General features: G+C 60.3%; 19 protein-coding genes and 1 pseudogene. 11 read left to right on the forward strand and 9 right to left on the reverse strand.

Annotation, left to right across the window (positions count from 1 at the left end; genetic code table 11):
- Positions 1-28 precede the first annotated feature (28 nt).
- Positions 29-1,048, forward strand: coding sequence for a Glu/Leu/Phe/Val dehydrogenase family protein (locus BK667_RS04975; RefSeq protein ID WP_123515197.1), 1,020 nt, complete (start codon positions 29-31; stop codon positions 1,046-1,048).
- A 147-nt stretch (positions 1,049-1,195) separates the two neighbouring features.
- Here the strand turns inward: BK667_RS04975 and BK667_RS04980 are convergent.
- Positions 1,196-1,450: pseudogene (locus BK667_RS04980) on the reverse strand (YebG family protein); the annotation flags it as partial.
- Between the two features lie 356 nt (positions 1,451-1,806).
- Here BK667_RS04980 and BK667_RS04985 point away from each other — a divergent pair.
- Positions 1,807-2,307, forward strand: a complete 501-nt coding sequence (locus BK667_RS04985) for a phosphate-starvation-inducible protein PsiE (RefSeq protein ID WP_123405399.1) — start codon at positions 1,807-1,809, stop codon at positions 2,305-2,307.
- Here BK667_RS04985 and BK667_RS04990 read toward each other — a convergent pair.
- From BK667_RS04990 to BK667_RS05000, 3 genes are all read right to left on the reverse strand, one after another.
- On the reverse strand, positions 2,304-2,621 hold the full coding sequence (locus BK667_RS04990) for a DUF3509 domain-containing protein (RefSeq protein WP_123596961.1): 318 nt from the start codon (positions 2,619-2,621) through the stop codon (positions 2,304-2,306). The genes BK667_RS04985 and BK667_RS04990 overlap by 4 nt on opposite strands.
- A 275-nt stretch (positions 2,622-2,896) precedes the next feature.
- Complete coding sequence (locus BK667_RS33025; RefSeq protein WP_148060125.1) at positions 2,897-3,514, reverse strand: Ig-like domain-containing protein; 618 nt, start codon at positions 3,512-3,514, stop codon at positions 2,897-2,899.
- A 121-nt stretch (positions 3,515-3,635) separates the two neighbouring features.
- The gene (locus tag BK667_RS05000; RefSeq protein WP_123596963.1) at positions 3,636-5,012 is read right to left on the reverse strand and encodes an L-serine ammonia-lyase; all 1,377 of its coding nucleotides are present in this window, start codon (positions 5,010-5,012) and stop codon (positions 3,636-3,638) included.
- Positions 5,013-5,147: 135 nt separating this feature from the next.
- Here BK667_RS05000 and BK667_RS05005 point away from each other — a divergent pair, with 135 nt between their 5' ends.
- Both BK667_RS05005 and BK667_RS05010 read left to right on the forward strand, forming a co-directional pair.
- Positions 5,148-6,095 (forward strand): LysR substrate-binding domain-containing protein, encoded by a 948-nt coding sequence (locus BK667_RS05005; RefSeq protein ID WP_123515188.1) that lies wholly within the window; start codon positions 5,148-5,150, stop codon positions 6,093-6,095.
- A gap of 213 nt (positions 6,096-6,308) precedes the next feature.
- Positions 6,309-6,716, forward strand: coding sequence for an HPF/RaiA family ribosome-associated protein (locus tag BK667_RS05010; protein WP_054049780.1), 408 nt, complete (start codon positions 6,309-6,311; stop codon positions 6,714-6,716).
- 210 nt (positions 6,717-6,926) lie between these two features.
- Here the strand turns inward: BK667_RS05010 and fecA are convergent, their stop codons facing one another.
- The 3 genes from fecA to BK667_RS05030 all read right to left on the reverse strand — a co-directional run bounded on the left by fecA (position 6,927) and on the right by BK667_RS05030 (position 10,861).
- Positions 6,927-9,248 (reverse strand): TonB-dependent Fe(3+) dicitrate receptor FecA, encoded by a 2,322-nt coding sequence (gene fecA, locus BK667_RS05020; RefSeq protein ID WP_123596964.1) that lies wholly within the window; start codon positions 9,246-9,248, stop codon positions 6,927-6,929.
- Between the two features lie 198 nt (positions 9,249-9,446).
- A complete protein-coding gene (locus tag BK667_RS05025; protein WP_123596965.1) occupies positions 9,447-10,376 on the reverse strand; it encodes a FecR domain-containing protein in 930 nt (309 codons plus the stop codon).
- Entirely contained in the window at positions 10,373-10,861 is a 489-nt protein-coding gene (locus BK667_RS05030) for a sigma-70 family RNA polymerase sigma factor (protein ID WP_123596966.1), read from the reverse strand. The genes BK667_RS05025 and BK667_RS05030 overlap by 4 nt, the downstream gene beginning before the upstream one ends.
- A gap of 178 nt (positions 10,862-11,039) precedes the next feature.
- Between BK667_RS05030 and BK667_RS05035 the strand changes: the two genes are divergently transcribed.
- The 6 genes from BK667_RS05035 to BK667_RS05060 all read left to right on the forward strand — a co-directional run bounded on the left by BK667_RS05035 (position 11,040) and on the right by BK667_RS05060 (position 17,457).
- Positions 11,040-11,345, forward strand: coding sequence for a DUF3649 domain-containing protein (locus tag BK667_RS05035; RefSeq protein ID WP_123597227.1), 306 nt, complete (start codon positions 11,040-11,042; stop codon positions 11,343-11,345).
- A complete protein-coding gene (locus tag BK667_RS05040) occupies positions 11,342-12,913 on the forward strand; it encodes a PepSY-associated TM helix domain-containing protein (RefSeq protein ID WP_123596967.1) in 1,572 nt (523 codons plus the stop codon). Before BK667_RS05035 ends, BK667_RS05040 begins: the two co-directional genes overlap by 4 nt.
- On the forward strand, positions 12,914-13,237 hold the full coding sequence (locus BK667_RS05045; protein WP_123596968.1) for a DUF3325 domain-containing protein: 324 nt from the start codon (positions 12,914-12,916) through the stop codon (positions 13,235-13,237).
- A complete protein-coding gene (locus tag BK667_RS05050) occupies positions 13,237-13,800 on the forward strand; it encodes an RNA polymerase sigma factor (protein ID WP_123596969.1) in 564 nt (187 codons plus the stop codon). Before BK667_RS05045 ends, BK667_RS05050 begins: the two co-directional genes overlap by 1 nt.
- Positions 13,797-14,786, forward strand: a complete 990-nt coding sequence (locus tag BK667_RS05055) for a FecR family protein (protein ID WP_123596970.1) — start codon at positions 13,797-13,799, stop codon at positions 14,784-14,786. The genes BK667_RS05050 and BK667_RS05055 overlap by 4 nt, the downstream gene beginning before the upstream one ends.
- A gap of 241 nt (positions 14,787-15,027) precedes the next feature.
- Positions 15,028-17,457, forward strand: a complete 2,430-nt coding sequence (locus BK667_RS05060) for a TonB-dependent siderophore receptor (protein WP_123596971.1) — start codon at positions 15,028-15,030, stop codon at positions 17,455-17,457.
- Positions 17,458-17,637: 180 nt separating this feature from the next.
- Here BK667_RS05060 and BK667_RS05065 read toward each other — a convergent pair whose 3' ends face one another.
- On the reverse strand, positions 17,638-18,513 hold the full coding sequence (locus BK667_RS05065) for a helix-turn-helix transcriptional regulator (RefSeq protein ID WP_123515167.1): 876 nt from the start codon (positions 18,511-18,513) through the stop codon (positions 17,638-17,640).
- Positions 18,514-18,650: 137 nt separating this feature from the next.
- On the opposite strand from BK667_RS05065, the gene BK667_RS05070 reads away from it, so the two are divergent.
- Positions 18,651-19,568 (forward strand): DMT family transporter, encoded by a 918-nt coding sequence (locus BK667_RS05070; protein ID WP_123596972.1) that lies wholly within the window; start codon positions 18,651-18,653, stop codon positions 19,566-19,568.
- Here BK667_RS05070 and BK667_RS05075 read toward each other — a convergent pair.
- A complete protein-coding gene (locus tag BK667_RS05075) occupies positions 19,522-20,031 on the reverse strand; it encodes a DUF2165 domain-containing protein (RefSeq protein WP_123596973.1) in 510 nt (169 codons plus the stop codon). The genes BK667_RS05070 and BK667_RS05075 overlap by 47 nt on opposite strands.
- Between the last annotated feature and the right edge of the window lie 50 nt (positions 20,032-20,081).

A 20,081-nucleotide genomic window follows, 5' to 3' on the forward strand; every position in this document is an offset into this window, starting at 1 on the left:
CTACAAGAAGTGATTAGGGAGCCATACGATGTTCGCTCTCATGCAAAGCACTCGCCTTGAATCGCTACACCTTAGCGTAGACCCGGTCACCGGGTTGAAGGCGGTGATTGCCATTCATAACAGCCGCCTGGGGCCTGCCCTGGGCGGTTGTCGTTACCTTGCCTACCCCAGCGACGAATCCGCCGTCGAGGACGCCATGCGCCTCGCCCAAGGCATGAGCTACAAGGCAGCCCTGGCCGGCCTGGCCCAGGGCGGCGGCGTTGCGGTGATCGTGCGCCCGGTGCATGTGGAAAACCGTGGGGCGCTGTTCGAAGCGTTTGGCCGTTGCATCAATCAGCTCGACGGCCGCTACATCACCGCCATCGACAGCGGCACCTCGGTGGCAGACATGGATTGCATCGCCCAACAAACCCAACACGTCACCAGCACCACCTCAGCGGGGGACCCTGCGCCCCATGCGGCGATGGGCGTGTTCACCGGCATTCGTGCCACCGCCATGGCGCGGCTCGGCAGCGATAACCTCGAAGGCTTGCGCGTGGCCATTCAGGGCTTGGGCAACGTGGGTTATGCGTTAGCCGAACAGTTGCACGCCGCCGGTGCCGAACTGCTGGTCAGCGACATCGATCACGGCAAGGTGCAACTGGCCATGGAGCAACTCGGTGCGCATCCGATTGCCAACGATGCGTTGCTCAGCACACCGTGCGACATCCTTGCGCCGTGTGGCCTGGGCGGTGTGCTCAACAGTCACAGCGTGACGCAACTGCGCTGCTCGGCGGTGGCGGGTTCGGCGAACAATCAACTGACGCATCTGGATGTTGCTGATCAATTGGAGCGGCGCGGGATTCTGTATGCGCCGGACTATGTGATCAATTCCGGTGGGTTGATCTATGTGTCGCTCAAGCATCGTGGCGAGGAGTTGGCGACGATCACGGCGCATCTGTCGAAAATCAGTTCACGGTTGACGGAGGTCTTTGCTCACGCTCAGGCGGAAAAACGTTCGCCGGCGAGAGTGGCGGATGAGTTGGCGGAGAAGGTTTTGTATCGATGATCTTTTGATTTTCGGGCATGAAAAAGGCCCTGAGCCAATGACTCAGGGCCTATTCAATTCGGACATTGCTTACTTGACGGCTTTAACCGCTTTCGCAGGCTTGACCGGCTCGGCAGCTTCAACCGCCTCTACAGGTTCTGCCACTTCAGCAGGCGCGCTCAGCAATTCGGACAGTGCATCCGGCTGACTCTTGAACGCCTTGGCGAACACATCGCGGTTCTTCGCCATGTAGATCCCGGCTTCTTCCACTTGCTGTTCGCTCAGGGACGGCACGGCTTTTTGCAACACTTCAGCCAGCAATTCGGCCAGTTCGAGCATTTTGTCATGACGGTCAGCTTCGGCTTTATCCATGAACAAGCGCTCCAGATCTCGGCTGCTGCGGTATACCACTTCGACGGCCATTCACCACCTCACATGCCTTCACATTAAGTTGTCTTCGCGACTACTGTATCTATATACAGCGAAAAGGATAAGCGAATCCCTGCGCTTTGGGTAGTGGCTTTTCAATGTAGACCGAAATTGGCGTTTGTCAGCTAAACCGTGTCGCCCCCTTCGCGGGCAAGCCTCGCTCCTACAGATCACACTGACCTGTAGGAGCGAGGCTTGCCCGCGAAGGCGCCGGTCCGATCACCGCCGAAGTGTCCCATGTCACGCGGCCATCATCTCAATCCACAGCCTCTGGCCTTTTTTCTGCATGCAGAACAACCGTCACGTCCAACCCGCATCATCCGCTCGAACCGAGCTAAGGAAGAATCATCGTGAAAATCAATTGGGCCGAGAACTTGCGGCAGAACGTGCATCAACTGGCCGAGTCCCTGGGCAATCTGTTCGTCGAGACCTTCCACTACCTGGCGCTGTTCGCCATCGGTGCGGTGACCGCGTGGGCGGCGGTGATGGAATTCCTGCAGATGATCGAGGCGGGGCACATCAAGATCGATGACATCCTGCTGCTGTTCATCTACCTGGAATTGGGAGCGATGGTCGGGATTTACTTCAAGACCAACCACATGCCCGTGCGCTTCCTGATCTACGTGGCTATCACTGCGCTGACGCGCCTGCTGATCTCCAACGTCTCGCACCACAACCCGCCGGACATCGGCATCATTTACCTGTGCGGCGGGATTCTGCTGCTGGCGTTTTCGATTCTGGTGGTGCGTTACGCCTCGTCGCAATTTCCTTCGGTGAAGATCGAGAACCCGCAGCGCAAGATCGGCGCGGGTTCCGGTGAGCATCCTGAAGTGGAGAAGGGCGAGCTTTAAAGGCGCATGGCTGGTCGTGAGTGACCTTTGACTTGAGGCGGTGGCAGGTTGCGATTGTCGCCGTCGGTCATGGCTTCGAGGATGGCCACGGCGCTGTGGCCCTGTTCGATGGCGATGCCGAACTGAATGCTTTGCACCAGGCGCTTGAGGCGTTTGGGGTCATTGCGTTGTTCGGCGCTGATCATGCGTTTGGCCACTATGTGGCCGCTGTTGGACAGGGTCAGCATGATGCTGCCGTCGAGCCCCTGAATGCTCAGGTTGATCTGATAATCCGGTGCAAAGGCATCGGTAATGAGCTGAAAAGGGTTGTCCATAATGCGTCACCGCCTGATTGAACGTGCAGTTGTTGACCGGCCATGATCGGGTTGGTTCGCAATACCAGACCATCGGCATTCCATGTTCATGTGCTTTCATCCGTGTCGCGTTTGGGTTGTAGCAAGGGCCATGCCGGGAAAACTGTCGGACAATAAAACGGGCATGAAAAAGGCGAACGGTCAGGTTCGCCTTTTCTGATTTGCCCGATTCGGGGCAAAAGTACTGCGGGTGCAACGGAAGCGGTCAGCAAGTGAACAGTTGATATTCATCGCCCCTAGCCGGTAACCGTTATTGGCACAAAGGCTGCCCATAAAATGCCGTTCTTGCCATCCAGTTGTTGGCGGGCAGTAAAGCTGAAAGCCCCCACTGGCAAAGCGACTGTAATGGGGACACTCCAACTTCCATCGTTGTTCACGGTGCCTTGGCCGTAAATGACGTTGGGATTGCCGTGCTTCACCACATGGATTATTGCGCGTGGATAGCCTCCATTACCGGTGATCGTAGGTGTTCTACCCACCGTCGCACCTGCGACGGGGGAGATGATAACCGGTGCGGGCAAATGATACAGATGCCAATCATTGGATCGCCTATGACTGGGTGGGTACATCTGCCATTGAAGAACTTCAAAGGTGTTGACTCCAGGACGCAAATCTTGTTGAAACGTCAGCCGGAAATTGCCATCGTTGGAATGTTGCTCAGGACTCAAGGCGTCCTGGAGGCCTATGGAAACCACCCTGACATTGCGCCCACGTCCGCAAGTGCCAGTAATGACTGGGCGAACACTGCTGACAGTATAGTCGCCGGGCCCAGTAATTCTTGGAGTGGTTTCCGGATCGGGGGGAGGGGGGCCATGAGTGACCGACTCATCGGATTCATCTTTTGCTTTTGACATGATGCAGTTCCTCATCAACATGGATGGAAACTCATTTCTACAACTAGAGCGGTGAAGCGACTACCTGTTAAAAGTACCAGTTCCGACAGGTGGTAACACCGTGCCCGAGTTGTCTACGCCGTCAACACTCCACCCAACTCACCGCCAACCCACCCCGTGAAGTCTCTTTGTATTTGTCCTGCATATCGGCGCCGGTATCGCGCATGGTGCGGATCACCCGATCCAGGGAAATGAAGTGTTTGCCGTCGCCGCGCAGGGCCATTTGTGTGGCGTTGATCGCCTTCACCGCCGCGATCGCGTTGCGCTCGATGCACGGCACTTGCACCAGGCCACCGACCGGATCGCAGGTCAGGCCGAGGTTGTGTTCCAGGCCGATTTCGGCGGCGTTTTCCAGTTGCTCCGGCGTGGCGCCCAGCACATCCGCCAGACCGGCGGCGGCCATGGCGCAGGCGGATCCGACTTCGCCCTGGCAACCGACTTCGGCGCCGGAGATCGAGGCGTTTTTCTTGCACAGAATGCCCACGGCCGCCGCGCCGAGGAAGAACGCGACCACGTCGTCGTCCGATGCGTCCGGGTTGAATTTCATGTAGTAGTGCAGCACCGCCGGAATGATCCCCGCCGCGCCGTTGGTAGGTGCGGTGACCATGCGTCCGCCGGCGGCGTTTTCTTCGTTGACGGCGAGGGCGAACAGGTTGACCCATTCCATCGCGGACAGCGTGGAAGTGATGACATTCGGTTTGCCGATTTCCAACAGGCTGCGGTGCAATTTCGCGGCGCGACGCGGAACATTCAGACCGCCAGGCAGGATGCCTTCGTGCAACAGGCCCTGCTCGACGCACTCGCGCATCACCGACCAGATGTGCAGCAAGCCCTGACGGATTTCAGCCTCACTGCGCCAGGCCAGTTCGTTGGCCATCATCAACTCGGAAACCCGCAGGCCATGCTGGTTGCACAGCCTGAGCAATTCGGCGGCGCTGGAAAAATCGTACGGCAGCACCACGTCGCTGGTCGGCGCGATGCCGGACTCGGCTTCGGCTGCTTCGATGATGAAACCGCCGCCCACCGAGTAGTAGGTTTGTTCCCACAACTCGCCGGTTTCGCCGAAGGCTGTCAGGGACATCGCATTGGGGTGGTAGGGCAGGCTTTCTTCCAGCAGTAGGAGATCTCGCTGCCAGTTGAAGGCAATGGTCGATTGGCCCGCGAGGGACAGTTCGCCGGTTTCCCGCAGGTGCTGAATGCGTGAATCGATAGACGTCGGATCAATGCTGTCCGGCCACTCACCCATCAGGCCCATGACGCAGGCGCGGTCGGTGGCGTGACCGACGCCGGTCGCGGAAAGGGAGCCGTAGAGACGGATTTCTACCCGCCGTACGTCGGCCAGTAAATGCTGATCAATCAGGGCCTGGGCGAAGGTTGCGGCGGCGCGCATCGGGCCGACGGTGTGGGAACTGGACGGACCGATGCCGACTTTGAAGAGATCGAAAACACTGATAGCCATGCTAAAGCCTATACAAGCAATGGAAGAGGAATCGCTGCCATTTCTGTAGGACAAGCGCAATTTCGGCGATACTGCCCGCCTCGGTCCGACGTGACCAACGAAACTTCCTAAGACAGCCTTTAGCAGGACTAAACGATGAGTCGTCAATTGCACGCCCAGACCTACGTCTGGCTGCACGTGTTTTCCTGTGCCGCGCGGCACTTGTCGTTCACCCGTTGCGCCGAAGAACTGCACATCACGCCGGGTGCGGTCAGTCAGCAAATCCGACAGCTGGAAGAGCGCTTGGGCTTTCGTCTGTTTCACCGTCGCGCGCGGGGCGTCGAATTGAGCGCCGAAGGCCAGCGACTGGCCATCACCGTGAACGAGGCTTACGGCAGCATCGACGCTGAATTGCGACGACTGGACGCCGGGATGATCAGCGGGACGTTGCGCCTGCGCTCGATTCCATCGTTCCTGAGCAAATGGCTGACCCCGCGCTTGCCGCGTTTGCAGCAACGTTTCCCGGACATTCAACTGCGACTGGTGGCCGAGGACAGCAGCGTGCCGTTGCACGAGGGCGACTTCGACCTGGCCATCGACCTGAATGACGGCAGTTACCCCGGATTGTTATCCACAGCCTTGCTCGACGAACAAATCTTCCCGGTCTGCGCCCCGAGCCTGTTGCGCGGTCGCCCGCCGCTGCACGGCCCGGCGGACCTGGTGCATTTCCCCTTGCTACACGACATCACCGCCTGGCGCGGCAGTTACGAGTACGCGGAATGGGAGTTCTACCTCAATGCCATCGGCTTCGAAGGCGCCGACGTACGGCGCGGGCACACCTTCAATCGCAATCACCTGACCATTGAAGCGGCGATAGCCGGCATGGGCGTGGCGATTGCGCGGCGAACGCTGCTGAACGATGAGCTGGAGCGGGGGACGTTGATTGTGCCGTTTGGGCTGGCAGTGCCGAATCACAAACGCTACGTGCTGCTTTACGCGCCGGGGGCGCTGAGCCATCCGGGCGTGCGGGCGGTGCATGACTGGCTGGTGGAAGAGGCGGGGATTTTCCGGAGTTTGCACCCACTGGCGGAGCAGCAGATGTGAGCATTTGTGACAAAGAAGCGTTGCGACCCAACTCCCGACCTTAACAGCGCTTTTGGCCGTTGTCCGGCTTTTTTTGCGAATCCATATTTATCTTTTTTTAGGGGTTGAAATGTTCTGCGCACAGACCGATTGTGTAAGTAAGAGGTCACGGTGATGACGCCCAAGGGCTAGCCGACCGGCCTCTCGCGAGCTAGCTGAAATAAGGGATGAACTATGCAAATCCAAGTCAACAGTGATAACCATATTCAAAGCAGCATCCGACTGGAGGAGTGGGTACGTACTACCATTGAGAGCACGCTCGAACGTTATGAAGAGGACCTGACCCGCGTCGAGGTTCACTTGCGGGACGAAAACGGCGACAAGCCCGGACCGCATGACATGCGCTGCCAGCTGGAAGCGCGGCCTAAAGGCCATCAACCCATTTCTGTGACCCATAAAGCCGATACCCTTGAACAAGCGATCGACGGGGCGGCCGAGAAACTTGAACACGCGCTTGAACATCTGTTCGGCAAACTGCGGGGCAAGCCACGTGCCGCGGTCGTGCCATTCGAGAGAGTTGCAGCCGATGCGCTGCTGGAAGACGAATTCCTCGAGAACGAACAGGCTGCGCAAAACGGCTGATAGCTGATTCGGTTTTTACCTTTCCACCACTGACAAACGGGTCTGCTTATGCAGGCCCGTTTTTGTTGATCGTTCCCACGCTCTGCGTTTGATCGTTCCCACGCTCTGCGTGGGAATGCAGCCCGGGACGCTCCGCGTCCCATCAAAAGCCGAACGCGGAGCGTCCGTTGAGGCATTCCCACGCAGAGCGTGGGAACGATCGTGTCAGGGTCAGAACGCCACTGACGTCTGCACATAAACCGTCCGCGGTTCCCCCACGTACTTACCCTTGTTGTTGTCATCAAACGAGCGGGTGAAGTACTGGTGGTTGAAGATGTTCTTCACCCCCACCGCCACATTCAAATCCGACAACTTCGGCCCGAAGTCATATGCCGCGCGGCTGCTGAACAACATATAGCCCGCAATTCTGCCGGTGCTGCCGTCGGCACTTTCCTTTGAGGTGTAGGCGTTGTCGGCGAACTGATCGCTTTGGTAGCTGCTGTCCAGATTCAGTTTCCACGCGCCTTCGGTGTAACCGACACCCAGCGTGCCTTTGTGTTTCGAGGAGAACGGCACACGATTGCCTTTGTTCGGCCCGTCTTCGCGGATAGTCGCGTCAACGTAAGCGTAGGTGGCGTACACGTCGAAACCGGCCAATGCAGGACTCAAGTCATCGAGGGAATAGTTGATGCTCGATTCGATGCCTTGATGGCGCGTCTCACCTCGGGCGATCACCGAATCGTTGGTCTGGTTACTTTCGTATTGATTGTCGAAGTTGATCAGGAATGCGCCGATTTCCGCCCTGAGCGCACCGTTGTCGTAACGGGTGCCGAGTTCCCAGGTCCGGGCCTTCTCCGGTTTCACTTCACCGCTGGTCACCCGGTTCGGCATCTGGCTGTACTGCACGCTGCCGAACGAGCCTTCGGTGTTGGCGTAGAGGTTCCAGCTGTCGGTCAGGTGATAGAGCACGTTCAACGCCGGCAGCGCGGTGTTGTAGTCGCCCTTGTACTTCGCGTTCGTCAGGTTGTTGGTTTGTTGCGACTCGATCATCTCGTAGCGGATGCCTGGCGTGAGGGTCCACTTGCCGATGTCGATCCGGTCATCGACGAACAACGCGTTGGCTTCGGTGCCGCCCCGGGTGTCGCGGTCATTGCGGCTGTTGGTGGTCGGCAATTCATTGCTGGCAATCGGCGTGCGATAGCGCAGTTCGTGGCCGGCCTCGTTGATATAGCGATAGCCGACGCCGACTTCATGGCTGGTCGGGCCGACATCAAAACCTTGGGCGAAGCGGGTTTCCAGACCGCGCACCCAATATTCGCGAGGCGACAGCGACAGGAAGGTGCCCTGGTCCAGATAACCGCTGCGCAGGGTTTTGGTGAAGAACGTATTGGCGGTGAATTCGCGGCGATCCTCCTGATAGCGATAACCGAAATTGAACATCGTGCGGCGGCCCCAAAACTGGTCTTTTGGGCGCGTGGACTGGTACGGGTCGGCATCGTAATCAGCGACGTTGAGGCCACCGGGCATGTCGGCCTTGCCCTCGTAATACTGGGCCATGGCGTTGAAGCTGTTGGCCTCGTCGAGCTGGTATTTGCCCTTGAGGATCAGGTCGTCGATTTCGGTATCGCTGTGTTCACGCCAGTCGCCACCACGGGTGCCGGAATACAGCAGCGCGCCGCCCAAACCGTTATCGGCGGTGCCGCCGGCCAGCAGGTTGCCGGTGGTCTTGAAGCCGTCATGGCTGGAAGACGGACTGGTTTCGGTCTGGAAGCCGCCCTTGACCGTGGGCGCATCGGGAATCGCTCGGGTCACAAAGTTGACCACGCCGCCGACGTTCTGCGGTCCGTAGCGTACCGCACCGCCGCCGCGCACCACGTCCACGGCATCCATGTTGCCCATGCTGACCGGCGCGAATGACAACTGTGGTTGACCGTAAGGCGCGAACGGCACCGGGATGCCGTCCATCAGCACCGTGGAGCGTGAGGCCAAACGCGGATTGAGGCCGCGAATGCCGAAGTTCAGCGCCATGTCATGGCTGCCGGTGCCGTTGTTGTCCGGTGCGTTGACGCCGGGGATGCGGTTGAGCACGTCCTTGGCCTGGGTCGCGCCCTGGCGTTCGAACTCTTCGCGACGGATCACATCCCGCGCGCCGGGGTGTTCGAACACGTTGATTTGCGCCGCATCCCCCAGCCAGTCGCCGACCACCGTCGAGGTGCCCAGCTCCAGCGCGGCATCGCCCGCCGGTTGCAGGCTGAACGCATTGTTGCCCTCGGCCCGGGCTTGCAGGCCGGTGCCTTCGAGCAGCGCGTTCAAACCCTGTTCTGTCGTGTAGTTGCCTTCCAGGCCACGGCTTTTTACGCCGCTGGTCACTTGCGAGCCAAAGGAGATCAGCACCCCGGCTTCACGGCCGAACTGGTTGAGGGCGTTTTCCAGGGAGGTTGGGGCGATGTGGTACGGCTTGGCGTCGGCGGCGTGGGTGATGGAGACAGCGGCAAAGCTCAAACTGACGCCCAGCAGGAGTTGGCGCAGCGGAGTAAGGCGGGTGGGTTGCATGGACGACGATCCTGAGAAGGTGGAATCAAGTGGGGCTTTCCTTCTCTGTCACGCCAGATCTGAAAAACGGCTCAAGTAGTACGAAAGATCGTTCCCACGCTCTGCGTGGGAATGCCTCAACGGACGCTCCGCGTTCGGCTTCGGGTGGGACGCGGAGCGTCCCGGGCTGCATTCCTTTGCTGCGCGTGGGAACGATCATTACGCACGGGCCTCCACGGTCACCCAATACCGCGTAAACCGCCTCACCTTCACCGGCAAGCTGATTTCCAACAGATCGAGGATCCGCTCGCTGTCATCCAGCGGATACGTCCCGGAGATCAACAAATCCGCCACTTTCGCATCGCAATTAAGCTGCCCGCGACGATAACGACCCAGCTCATCCAGGAAATCCCCCAGCCGCATATGCGCCGCCACCAGCATGCCGTCAGCCCAGGCACCGCTGTTGGCGTCCAGGGGCAGGGGAGTGCTGATATCGCGCGCTCCAAAACTCAGCTGTCGGGCACTTTGCAGCAGCAAGGGCGCGCCGCCATCGGGTGTCAATTCGACGCGACCTTCGAACACCGCAACTTGGGTGCGATCCGCAAATTGCCGAACGTTGATTCGCGCGCCTTGGGTTTTCAACAGGCCCTGGGCCGTTCGCACCTCAAACGCCCGGGCGGCGGTCAGCAGAATTTCGCCCTCCAGCAAACGAATCAGCCCGTCAGGTCGCACATCCACCGACGTCGCGGTATTGAGTTGCAACTGGCTGCCATTGCCCAGCACCACGTTGCGCCGCTGCCCCACCGGGCTGCGATAGTCCGCCAGCAATGGCGTCAGCGGATTGTGCTCGCGCATGCCCCAGGTCACCGCAGTACCGGCACCCAGAATCAGCAACAGCTTCAATGCCTGGCGACGGCTGCCGGACTTCGGTGCATTCAATGCCGCGTGAGCCAGGGGCGAGGACAACCCGCGCAAACGCTGATTAACCCGTTGGATGTGCGCCCACGCCCGTTGATGTTCACTGTGCCCATCGTGCCATTGCTGCCAGGCGTGTTGCTGGCGCGAGTCCAATGGACCTTGCTGCATTTCCAGCAACCAGTGCACGGCCTGCTCGGCGACACGGGAGGAAAAGTCTGGCGGCGGATTCATAGGGCGAAGTAGCAGCGCATCGCCGCTTTGTTCAGGTGCCGTTTGACCGTGGCGATGGAAATCCCCAACTCGGCGGCGATCTGTGGATAAGTCAGGCCATCGACCTGCGCCAGCAAAAACGCGCGCTTGACCAGGCGCGGCAAGCCGTCGAGCAACTGGTCGAGTTCCATCAGGGTTTGCAGGATGATCGCCCGCTCTTCCTCAGACGGCGCGACGCATTCCGGCATCTGCGCCAGAGCGTCGAGGTAGGCGCGCTCCAGGTCCTGGCGGCGGTAATGGTTAAACAACACGCGTTTGGCGATGGTGGTCAGGAACGCCCGTGGTTCGATGATCTGCGGTGTTTCCCGGGCCGTCAGCACCCGCATAAACGTGTCCTGGGCCAGGTCGGCGGCGCTGTCCGGGCAGCCGAGCTTGCGCCGCAACCAACCGGTGAGCCAGTTGTGATGTTCGTGATAAAGGACTTCGACGGGATTGGCTGGCAGCAACAGAACCACTCCGACACAGACGGCTACGTTAGAGAACAAGAATTGTTCGCATTGTATGTACGTGATTGCGCATCCGGCAATCGGATCTCTTTTGCGTATGAGAATATTTATCATTAATATTGCGCGCTTGTTGGTCCTGCAACGTTTTCGGGGCCTCACCCGGTTTCAAGGTCGAAACATGAAAGGCAAAATCAGCACGCTCCCCGTTTCCTACAGACTGGCGATTACCTCGCGGGTGTTGGCTGCCGTGCTGGGCGGCTATGTCGTGTCTGCGCTGGCCAGTGTCAGCCTGAGCCTGCTGCTGCCCATGGCCCGCGCCGAAGCGGTGATCACCGGGATGATGACTTCCTTTCTGGCGTATCTGGTGGCGGTGCTTTGGTGTTTTGCCTGTCGCAGCGCCTGGCAGGCGTGGTTCGGAATGATCGTGCCGAGCCTGGTGCTGGGAGCGATTTCGGGGTTGGCGTTCTGGGCGGGGCACTCATGAAAGAGGGCTTTCGTCAGACGATGGCCTGGCTGCATACCTGGGTCGGCTTGATCTTCGGCTGGTTGCTGTTCGCGATTTTCCTGACCGGCACCCTCGCGTATTTCAAGGCCGAAACCAGTCACTGGATGCAGCCGGAAATCCCCGCGCGTTCGGTGTCTGCCGAAGCCAGCCTGACCGTGGCGCAACACTATCTGCAACAGCACGCGGCCAATGCCTCGCGCTGGCTCATCGACTTGCCGACGGCCCGCGAGCCCGGCCTGAACGTTCGCTGGCAGCAAGCCCCGGCCGAACCTGGCAAACGCGGCCAATTCAGCAAAAAGACCCTCGACCCGCTGACCGGTGCCGAAGTGCAGGGCCGCGCCACTCTGGGCGGCGATTTCTTCTACCGTTTCCACTTCCAGCTGCAAATGCCCTACCCGTGGGGCCGCTGGCTATCGACCATCGCCGCCATGCTGATGTTTGTCGCGCTGATCACCGGGATCATCACCCACAAGAAAATCTTCAAGGACTTCTTCACCTTCCGCCCGCGCAAGGGCCAGCGTTCCTGGCTCGACGGGCATAACGCAGTGGGCGTGCTGGTGTTGCCGTTTCACCTGATGATCACCTACAGCAGTCTGGTGATTTTCATGTCGATGGTGATGCCGGCGAGCATTCTGGCTGCGTACAACGGTCAGACCGGGGCGTTTTTTGATGAAGTGTTCCCGGCGTCCAGCACGCCGCCAGCCGCCGGCCAACCGGGCCAGCTAGCGCCGTTGGCTGCGCTGTTGGAGCAGGCCAGCGAGCAATGGTCGGGCGGGCGAGTCGGCAGCCTGGCGGTGAACAATCCCGGCGATGCCAATGCTTCGGTGGTGTTGGAGCGCGATGGCGCCGACGGCGTGGTCTACGATTTCGGCCGCGCACTGACGTTCAACGGTGTCACCGGCCAGCTACTGGGCAAGACCCCGGAGCAGCCGATTCCAATGGCGATTGCCGGCGCTTTCTATGGTTTGCACATGGGCCATTTCGCCGGCCCGGTGCTGCGTTGGCTGTACTTCATCTGTGGGTTGGCCGGCACGGCGATGATCGGTACCGGGCTGGTGATCTGGCTCGGCAAGCGCCAGCTCAAACATGCGAAAAGCGGCGTCATGCCGTTCGAGTTGCGCTTGGTGGAAGTGCTGAACATCGCCAGCATGTCGGGGTTGGTGCTCGCCGTGGCGGCGTTCTTCTGGGCCAATCGCTTGTTGCCGGTGGCGTTGGCGGAACGAGCGGATTGGGAGGTGAACAGCTTTTTCATCGCCTGGGGTTTGAGCGTGTTGCATGCGATGGCCCGCAGTGGCCGCGCGGCGTGGGTCGAGCAACTGGCGTTGGCCGCGTTGCTGTTCTGCGCGGTGCCGTTGCTCAATGGGCTGACTACGCCGTACAACTTGGGCGTGACCCTGCGCCAAGGCGACTGGGCCATGGCCGGTTTCGACCTGACGTGCCTGGGCAGTGGCCTGTTCCTGGCGTGGGCCGCGTGGAAAATGCGACGCGTCGAGAAAGCTGCAGTGGTCACCCGCCGCCCCATCTCCCTTGAGCGCGAGGCGACCTGAATGCTGCTGGCCCTGTTGCTGTGCTACGGCGGATTCACCGCACTCTGCTTGTCGATGGATCGGCATCACGCCGACCTGCTGGGACGCAAGCCCTCGACCCGGCGTCGATTGAATATGCGACTCGGCGGCTGGTTGTTGCTGGGCTTGTCATTATGGACGGCGGTGTCCGCGACCGGTTGGGGCCTCGGATTGGTGGAGTGGTTCGCGGTGTTGATGCTCAGCGCATTAATGCTGGTTTTGCTGCTGCCGTACCGCCCGCGTCTGGCCTTGTGGTTGGCAGCGTTAGGCCTGGTTGCCAGCCCCGTTTGCGCAGTGCTGACCTGATGCTCGCCAGCCCTCCGGAATCCCACGATGATGAGCATCGTGGCGCCCGCGCGCATTTTCTCCAGGTGTTCTTGTCCCAGCGTTCGCAGATGGAAGCGCTGGTGAGTCGGCGCGTCGGTTGCCGGGCGACGGCGGCGGACCTGGTGCAGGATCTGTTCCTGCGCTTCTGGCGCCGGCCGCTGGTGCAGGTCGAAGAACTCAGCACCTATCTGCTGCGCTGCGCCGGCAACATCGCCATCGACCATTTGCGCAGTGAAGGCACGCGGGTGCGGGTCAACGAAGGCTGGATGCCCGACGCGCCGGACAGCCACGGCAGCGAGCCGCAAGCGGCGCTGGAAGCAGGCAACGATTTACGCCATGTCGAAGCGGCGTTGCGCGCCTTGCCCGAGCGCACGCGGCAGATTTTCCTGCTCAATCGCATTCATGGCCGCAAGTACGCGGAGATCGCCAAGGCCATGGGTCTGTCCCAAAGCGCTGTGGAAAAACATATGATGCGCGCCCTCGACGCCTGCAAGGCCAGCTTGCGGGAACCCGAAGTGCGTACGCCAAGGAAAGCACCGTGAACCACGCCGAACGCGTCACCCCGACGCCCGCCCAGGAACAGGCCGCTTTCGCCTGGCTGAGCCTGTTGCACGATCAGCCGAGCAGTGGCGATCAATTGACTTTCAGTCACTGGTTGCAGGCAGATCCTGCGCATGCCGAGGCCTACGCCCAGGCGCAAGTGGTGTGGGAGTTGAGCGAAGTGCCGGCGCGCACACTGGCCGATGAGGAAGCGTTTGCCCTGCAAGGTTATCTCAACGCCATGAACCGCTCGCGGCGCCCCAGCGTGCGGCGCTGGTCCGGCGCGTTGGCGCTGGCCGCGTGCCTGTTGCTGATGATCGGCCTCGGCGCAGGGTGGCAGCCGTTGCGTTGGGCGGATGATCTGGGCGCGGATTATGTGTCGGCGCCGGGGGAAATTCGCACGGTCACGTTGGCCGATCAATCCCAGGTCACCCTCGATGCGGATAGCGCGATTGCGGTGGATTTCATTCATGGCGAGCGGCATGTGCAATTGCGTCGCGGCGCCGGTTTTTTCAGCGTGACTCACACGGGCGAGCCGTTTGTGGTGGACGCCGAAAAGGGTCAGGCGCGAGTGCTGGGCACGCAATTCGAAGTGCGCCTGCAACCCCATGGCGCGCAAGTGACGGTGCTGTCCGGGCGAGTCGGCGTGACGGCGGATCGCAATGCCGAGCAGCAAATCCTCACCGCTGGCCAGCAAGTGGCGTACGGCGAAGGCACGGCGGAAAAACTGCACGCCGTGGACAGCGAGGCGCAACTGGCCTGGCGCCAGGGTTGGCTGAATTACTACAAGGCGAGCCTGGCGCAAGTGGTGGAGGATTTGCGCCGCTATTACCCGGGGCGGATTGTGCTGCTCAACGATGAACTGGCGGCGCGGCGGGTCAGCGGGAGTTTTCCGAGCAAGGACCCGCAGGCGGTGTTGAGTTCATTGCAGGGGGTGTTGGGGTTTGAGCAGCACAGCGTTATGGGGCATTTGATTATTTTGCGCTGAGGCGACTGGCCCCTTCGCGGGCAAGCCTCGCTCCTACAAAGGGGTCGTTCGCATTTTCGGAATAAATACCCATCCCCTGTAGGAGCGAGGCTTGCCCGCGAAGGCGCCAGACCAAACACCGCATAACGGCAAATAAAAATAATTTCAAAATTTTAGTGAGGTAAACCCAACCCCCATCCGTGTAGTGACTGAAACTGCGAGTCATTCGCATCCCGTAGCGGTTCTACACAGGTCATGAGCAATGAAGTCCAGGGCAAAATCGGGTTCGGTCAAACAATGGTTCGGCGCCTCGGCGCTGAGTTTTTCGGCATTGGCGCTGCTGCCGTTGAGCGTGGCCATCGCCGCTGAAACCGCCAGTACGCAACAGCGCACGCTATTCAGCTTTGCCCTGGCCGCCAAACCGCTGCCCCAGGCCCTGAGCGACTTCAGCCGCATCACCGGCATCAGCGTGGTCTACACCGACGAAGCGCCCTACGGTCTCAACGCCCCGGCACTCAATGGCCAGATGAGCGCGGAACAGGCGATCCAGCGTTTGCTCAGCGGCTCGGGCTTCACCTTCCGCCGCACCGACGCCCACACCCTGGCGCTGGAACCGGTGCCCACCGAAGGCACCCTGAACCTGGGCGCGACCACCATCACCTCGGTGCTGGACGCGACCCAGAGCTACCAGCCGCCGCCGACCAGCAACGTGATGCGCAGCTCGGCGTTGCTTCAGGAAACTCCACAGACCATCAACGTGATTCCGGCCCAGGTCATTCGCGACCAGGCACCGCGCAATCTCGATGACGCCCTGGCCAACGTCAGCGGCATCACCCAAGGCAACACCCTGGCCAGCACTCAGGATTCGGTGATGACCCGCGGTTTCGGCGACAACCGCAACGGCTCGATCATGCGCGATGGCATGCCGATCGTGCAGGGCCGTGGCATGAACGCCACCGTCGATCGCGTCGAAGTGCTCAAGGGTCCGGCCTCCTTGCTTTACGGCATCCAGGACCCGGGCGGCGTGGTCAACATGGTCAGCAAGAAACCGGAACTGACCCAATACAACGCCCTGACCCTGCGCGGCTCGACCTACGGCGACGGCAAAAACGGCAGCGGCGGTGGCCTCGACAGCACCGGCGCATTGGGTGATTCGGGGTTGGCCTATCGCATGGTCCTCGATCACGAAGACGAAGATTACTGGCGCAACTTCGGCACCCACCGCGAAACCCTGGTGGCGCCGTCCCTGGCCTGGTTCGGCGAAAGCACCAAGCTGTTGTTCTCCTACGAACACCGGGAATTCCTCACCCCGTTCGACCGTGGCACGATCATCGACCCGCGCACCAACCACCCGTTGGACATCTCGCGCAACGAGCGCCTCGACGAGCCGTTCAACAACATGGAAGGGCGCTCGGACCTGTATCACTTCGAGGCCGATCACGACCTCAACGACAACTGGAAGGCCCACTTCGGCTACAGCTGGAACCGCGAAACCTACGACGCCAGTCAGGTGCGCGTGACTGCCATCGACACCAAGAAAGGCACCCTGACCCGCAGCATGGACGGCACGCAAAACGCGATCAGCACCGACCGTTTCACCACCGCCAGCCTCGAAGGCAAAGTGAATGTGCTGGGCATGCAGCACGACCTGGTGTTCGGCGTCGATGACGAGTACCGCAAGATCTACCGCGAAGACCTGATCCGCCAGAAAAGCCTGACCACCTTCAGCTACGTCAACCCGGTGTATGGCCGCGAAGTCGCCGGCACCACCGTCAGCGCGCCGGACAGTGCCCAGACCGATCAACTGCGCAGCGATTCGATCTTCGCCCAGGACTCGATCCACCTCACCGACCAGTGGATTCTGGTGGCTGGCGGACGCTTCCAGGAGTACGACCAGTACGCCGGCAAAGGCGTGCCGTTCCGGGCCAACACCGACAACAACGGCCAGAAATTCGTGCCGCGCGCCGGCCTGGTGTATCGCTACACCGATGAACTGTCGTTCTACGGCAGCTACACCGAATCGTTCAAACCCAACTCGACCATTGCACCGTTAAGCGGCAGCACCGTGGTGCTCGACGGCAGCATCGCGCCGGAAGAAGCCAAGTCCTGGGAAATCGGCGCCCGGCTCGATATGCCGGGGCGCATCACCGGTGATATCGCGCTGTTCAATATCAAGAAACGCAACGTGCTGATCGCCAACGCCGAAGGCCCGACCACGATCTACAGCGCCGCCGGTGAGGTGCGTTCCCGTGGTCTGGAAATCGATCTGACCGGCCAGCTCACTGACCGTTGGAGCATGATCGGCAGCTATGCCTACACCGATGCCGAAGTCACCGAAGACCCGGACTACAAGGGCAAGAAACTGCAAAACGTGGCCAAGAACACCGGCTCGCTGTCGGCGGTCTACGACTTCGGCACCATCGTCGGTGGCGATCAACTGCGGGTCGGCGCGGGTGCACGCTATGTCGGCGAGCGCGCGGGGGATGCCCCGAATGACTTCGACCTGCCGGGCTACACCGTGGCTGACGCGTTCGCTACCTACGACACCAAAGTCGAAGGGCAGAAGGTCAAGTTTCAGCTCAACGTGAAGAACCTGTTCGACCGCACCTACTACACCTCGGCGGCGAGCCGGTTCTTTGTCTCGATGGGGGATTCGCGGCAGATTTCGTTGTCCAGCACATTGGAGTTCTAGGGCTGGATCAAAAGCCACCCCTCACCCCAGCCCTCTCCCCAGAGGGGAGAGGGGGAAAGGGAGCAAATCTCTGTCGCTTTCAAAACCTGAGATCGACTCGATATTTCAGGTCGATGTAACTCGTGAATACAACTCGGTCGGCTCCCTCTCCCCTCTGGGGAGAGGGCTGGGGTGAGATAGCTAACGCAAAAACGCCAACCGATATTCGCCGGGTGTTCCTCCCAACACCTGCCGAAACCGATTGGTGAAATGGCTCGCACTGGCAAACCCGCACGCCAGCGCAATCTCCCCCAACGGCTGCGAAGTCGAGCGCAATAATTCCCGCGCCCGGCTCATGCGTCGCGCCAACACGTACTGATGGGGCGGCAAGCCGAAACTCTCGCGAAACATTCGCGCAAAGTGGTATTCCGACAACGCACACAACCCGGCCAATTGCCCCAGGCTGATGGCTTCGGCCAATTGACTGTCGATGAACTCCACCAACTGCCGCCGTTGATGCGCGGCCAGTCCACCCTTGAGCCGCAAGCCCTGGCGCATGCCAACCTGATTGAACAGCGCATGGCTGAGCATTTCGTGAGCCAGGCTGCTGGTCAGCACGCGCTCGCCCGGCTCTTCCCAATTGAGCGTGAGCATCTGCCGAAAGCGTTGGGCCTGTTGCGGGTCGTCGAGGAAGGTGGCTTCGCGCAACTGCAGTTCCCGGGGTTCGCGGTCCAGCAACGTGACGCAGCCGAGGGCGAATTGTTCGGGGCTGAAATACAGATGGGCCAGGCGAATGTCGCCGTTGATCACCCAGCCGGACTGATGCTCGGCGGGCAGAATGCACAGTTTGTCCGGGCCACCCTTGTTGCCGGGCTGGTCACGGCGAAACGTCCCGGTGCCGCCGGCGATGTAGCAGGAGAGGGTGTGGTGAGTCGGCGCTTCGTAGTCCTGGGCGTCGTGATGATTGCTCCACAAGGCTGCAGCCATGCCGTCACCGAGCTCGGCGCTGTGCTCCAGACGAGCATTAGGCGAGCGGTTGAGGGCTTGAAAGACTTGCAACGTTTCCAGTGCGGGCATGATCGTTCTCTCCAACGCCTTGCATCCTACTCCGTAGACCTTGGCCTGCCAGCCCGTCGGCCGACAAAAGCGCAAGTTTATGCAAGTGCATCCGTCACCGGCGCAGGACACTGGGCACCTATTGAGGAGCCTTTGCCATGAACCTGTCTTTGTACCTGTTGACCGTGCTGATCTGGGGCACCACCTGGATCGCCCTGAAATGGCAGTTGGGTGTGGTGGCCATTCCGGTGTCGATCGTCTATCGCTTCGGCCTCGCCGCGCTGGTGCTGTTCGTGTTGCTGCTGCTCAGCCGACGCCTGCAAGTGATGAACCGTCGCGGGCACCTGATCTGTCTGGCCCAGGGCTTGTGCCTGTTCTGCGTCAACTTCATGTGCTTCCTGACCGCCAGCCAATGGATCCCCAGCGGTCTGGTGGCGGTGGTGTTTTCCACCGCCACGCTGTGGAACGCGCTCAATGCGCGGGTGTTCTTCGGTCAGAAAGTCGCCCGTAATGTGCTGATGGGCGGCGCGCTTGGCCTGTCGGGGCTTGGCTTGCTGTTCTGGCCGGAGCTGGCCGGGCACACCGCCAGCCCGGAAACACTACTCGGTCTGGGCCTGGCGCTGCTCGGAACGCTGTGCTTCTCGGCTGGCAACATGCTGTCGAGTCTGCAACAGAAGGCCGGGCTCAAGCCGTTGACCACCAACGCCTGGGGCATGGCTTATGGCGCGGCGATGTTGTCGGTGTGGTGCCTGGTCAAAGGCATCCCGTTCGACATCGAATGGAGCACCCGCTACATCGGCTCGCTGCTGTACCTGGTCATCCCCGGTTCGGTGATCGGTTTCACCGCCTACCTGACCCTGGTCGGGCGCATGGGCCCGGAGCGTGCGGCGTATTGCACGGTATTGTTCCCGGTGGTGGCGCTGAACGTCTCGGCGTTTGCCGAAGGTTACCAATGGACCGCGCCGGCACTGATGGGGCTGGTGCTGGTGATGCTCGGTAACGTGCTGGTGTTTCGTAAGCCAAAGGCCCTCAGCGCTCAATCTTCAGTGTCAGGAAAATCAATAACGGCACGATGAAGTCGACAATATGTCGGGCCCAGTCCTTGGCATTCCATACTTGCGATTCGTCCATGTTGAACCATTCAACACCGATCGCTTGTATGCAAACGTAATAGACGAAGATTGCGATCAATATGCCGATAATGGATAACTTTTTAGATTCGTGAAATTCGTCGATAGAGGAATGTCGGTGCTTGAAAAGTTGATAGGTTCCGGTCAGGTAACAAGCGGTATAGATAGCTTCCAGCGTAATGATGACCCAGTAGATACGGTGATGCAGCATCGGCGAAGTAATCGCCCGGTAGTTGATGTTGAGGTTCTCGCGGGTGGTGTCCATGCTGAGGATATGGCCAACGTATTCATAGTTGGAGCTGTAATCGATGAAGTTGCTGTACATCACCAGTAGTGCGAAAAAACTCAAGTACGCCATGAGTAGAATTTTGCTGTATCTGATGAGTCGGTCTGTGGTCAGGTTATTCAATGGGGGCTCTCCGTAGCCAAACTCGATAATCGAGTGAAGGAGGCGGAGTC

The organism is Pseudomonas frederiksbergensis (genome assembly GCF_003732705.1).
GTDB classification, from domain to species: Bacteria; Pseudomonadota; Gammaproteobacteria; order Pseudomonadales; family Pseudomonadaceae; genus Aquipseudomonas; species Aquipseudomonas frederiksbergensis_F.

Bases quoted from the DNA above. Each gene is read 5' to 3' on its own strand.
- BK667_RS04975 (WP_123515197.1), top strand. From the start codon at position 29: ATGTTCGCTCTCATGCAAAGCACTCGCCTTGAATCGCTACACCTTAGC.
- BK667_RS04990 (WP_123596961.1), bottom strand. From the start codon at position 2,621: ATGGACAACCCTTTTCAGCTCATTACCGATGCCTTTGCACCGGATTAT.
- BK667_RS33025 (WP_148060125.1), bottom strand. From the start codon at position 3,514: ATGTCAAAAGCAAAAGATGAATCCGATGAGTCGGTCACTCATGGCCCC.
- BK667_RS05000 (WP_123596963.1), bottom strand. From the start codon at position 5,012: ATGGCTATCAGTGTTTTCGATCTCTTCAAAGTCGGCATCGGTCCGTCC.
- BK667_RS05005 (WP_123515188.1), top strand. From the start codon at position 5,148: ATGAGTCGTCAATTGCACGCCCAGACCTACGTCTGGCTGCACGTGTTT.
- BK667_RS05010 (WP_054049780.1), top strand. From the start codon at position 6,309: ATGCAAATCCAAGTCAACAGTGATAACCATATTCAAAGCAGCATCCGA.
- fecA (WP_123596964.1), bottom strand. From the start codon at position 9,248: ATGCAACCCACCCGCCTTACTCCGCTGCGCCAACTCCTGCTGGGCGTC.
- BK667_RS05025 (WP_123596965.1), bottom strand. From the start codon at position 10,376: ATGAATCCGCCGCCAGACTTTTCCTCCCGTGTCGCCGAGCAGGCCGTG.
- BK667_RS05035 (WP_123597227.1), top strand. From the start codon at position 11,040: ATGAAAGGCAAAATCAGCACGCTCCCCGTTTCCTACAGACTGGCGATT.
- BK667_RS05040 (WP_123596967.1), top strand. From the start codon at position 11,342: ATGAAAGAGGGCTTTCGTCAGACGATGGCCTGGCTGCATACCTGGGTC.
- BK667_RS05045 (WP_123596968.1), top strand. From the start codon at position 12,914: ATGCTGCTGGCCCTGTTGCTGTGCTACGGCGGATTCACCGCACTCTGC.
- BK667_RS05050 (WP_123596969.1), top strand. From the start codon at position 13,237: ATGCTCGCCAGCCCTCCGGAATCCCACGATGATGAGCATCGTGGCGCC.
- BK667_RS05060 (WP_123596971.1), top strand. From the start codon at position 15,028: ATGAAGTCCAGGGCAAAATCGGGTTCGGTCAAACAATGGTTCGGCGCC.
- BK667_RS05065 (WP_123515167.1), bottom strand. From the start codon at position 18,513: ATGCCCGCACTGGAAACGTTGCAAGTCTTTCAAGCCCTCAACCGCTCG.
- BK667_RS05070 (WP_123596972.1), top strand. From the start codon at position 18,651: ATGAACCTGTCTTTGTACCTGTTGACCGTGCTGATCTGGGGCACCACC.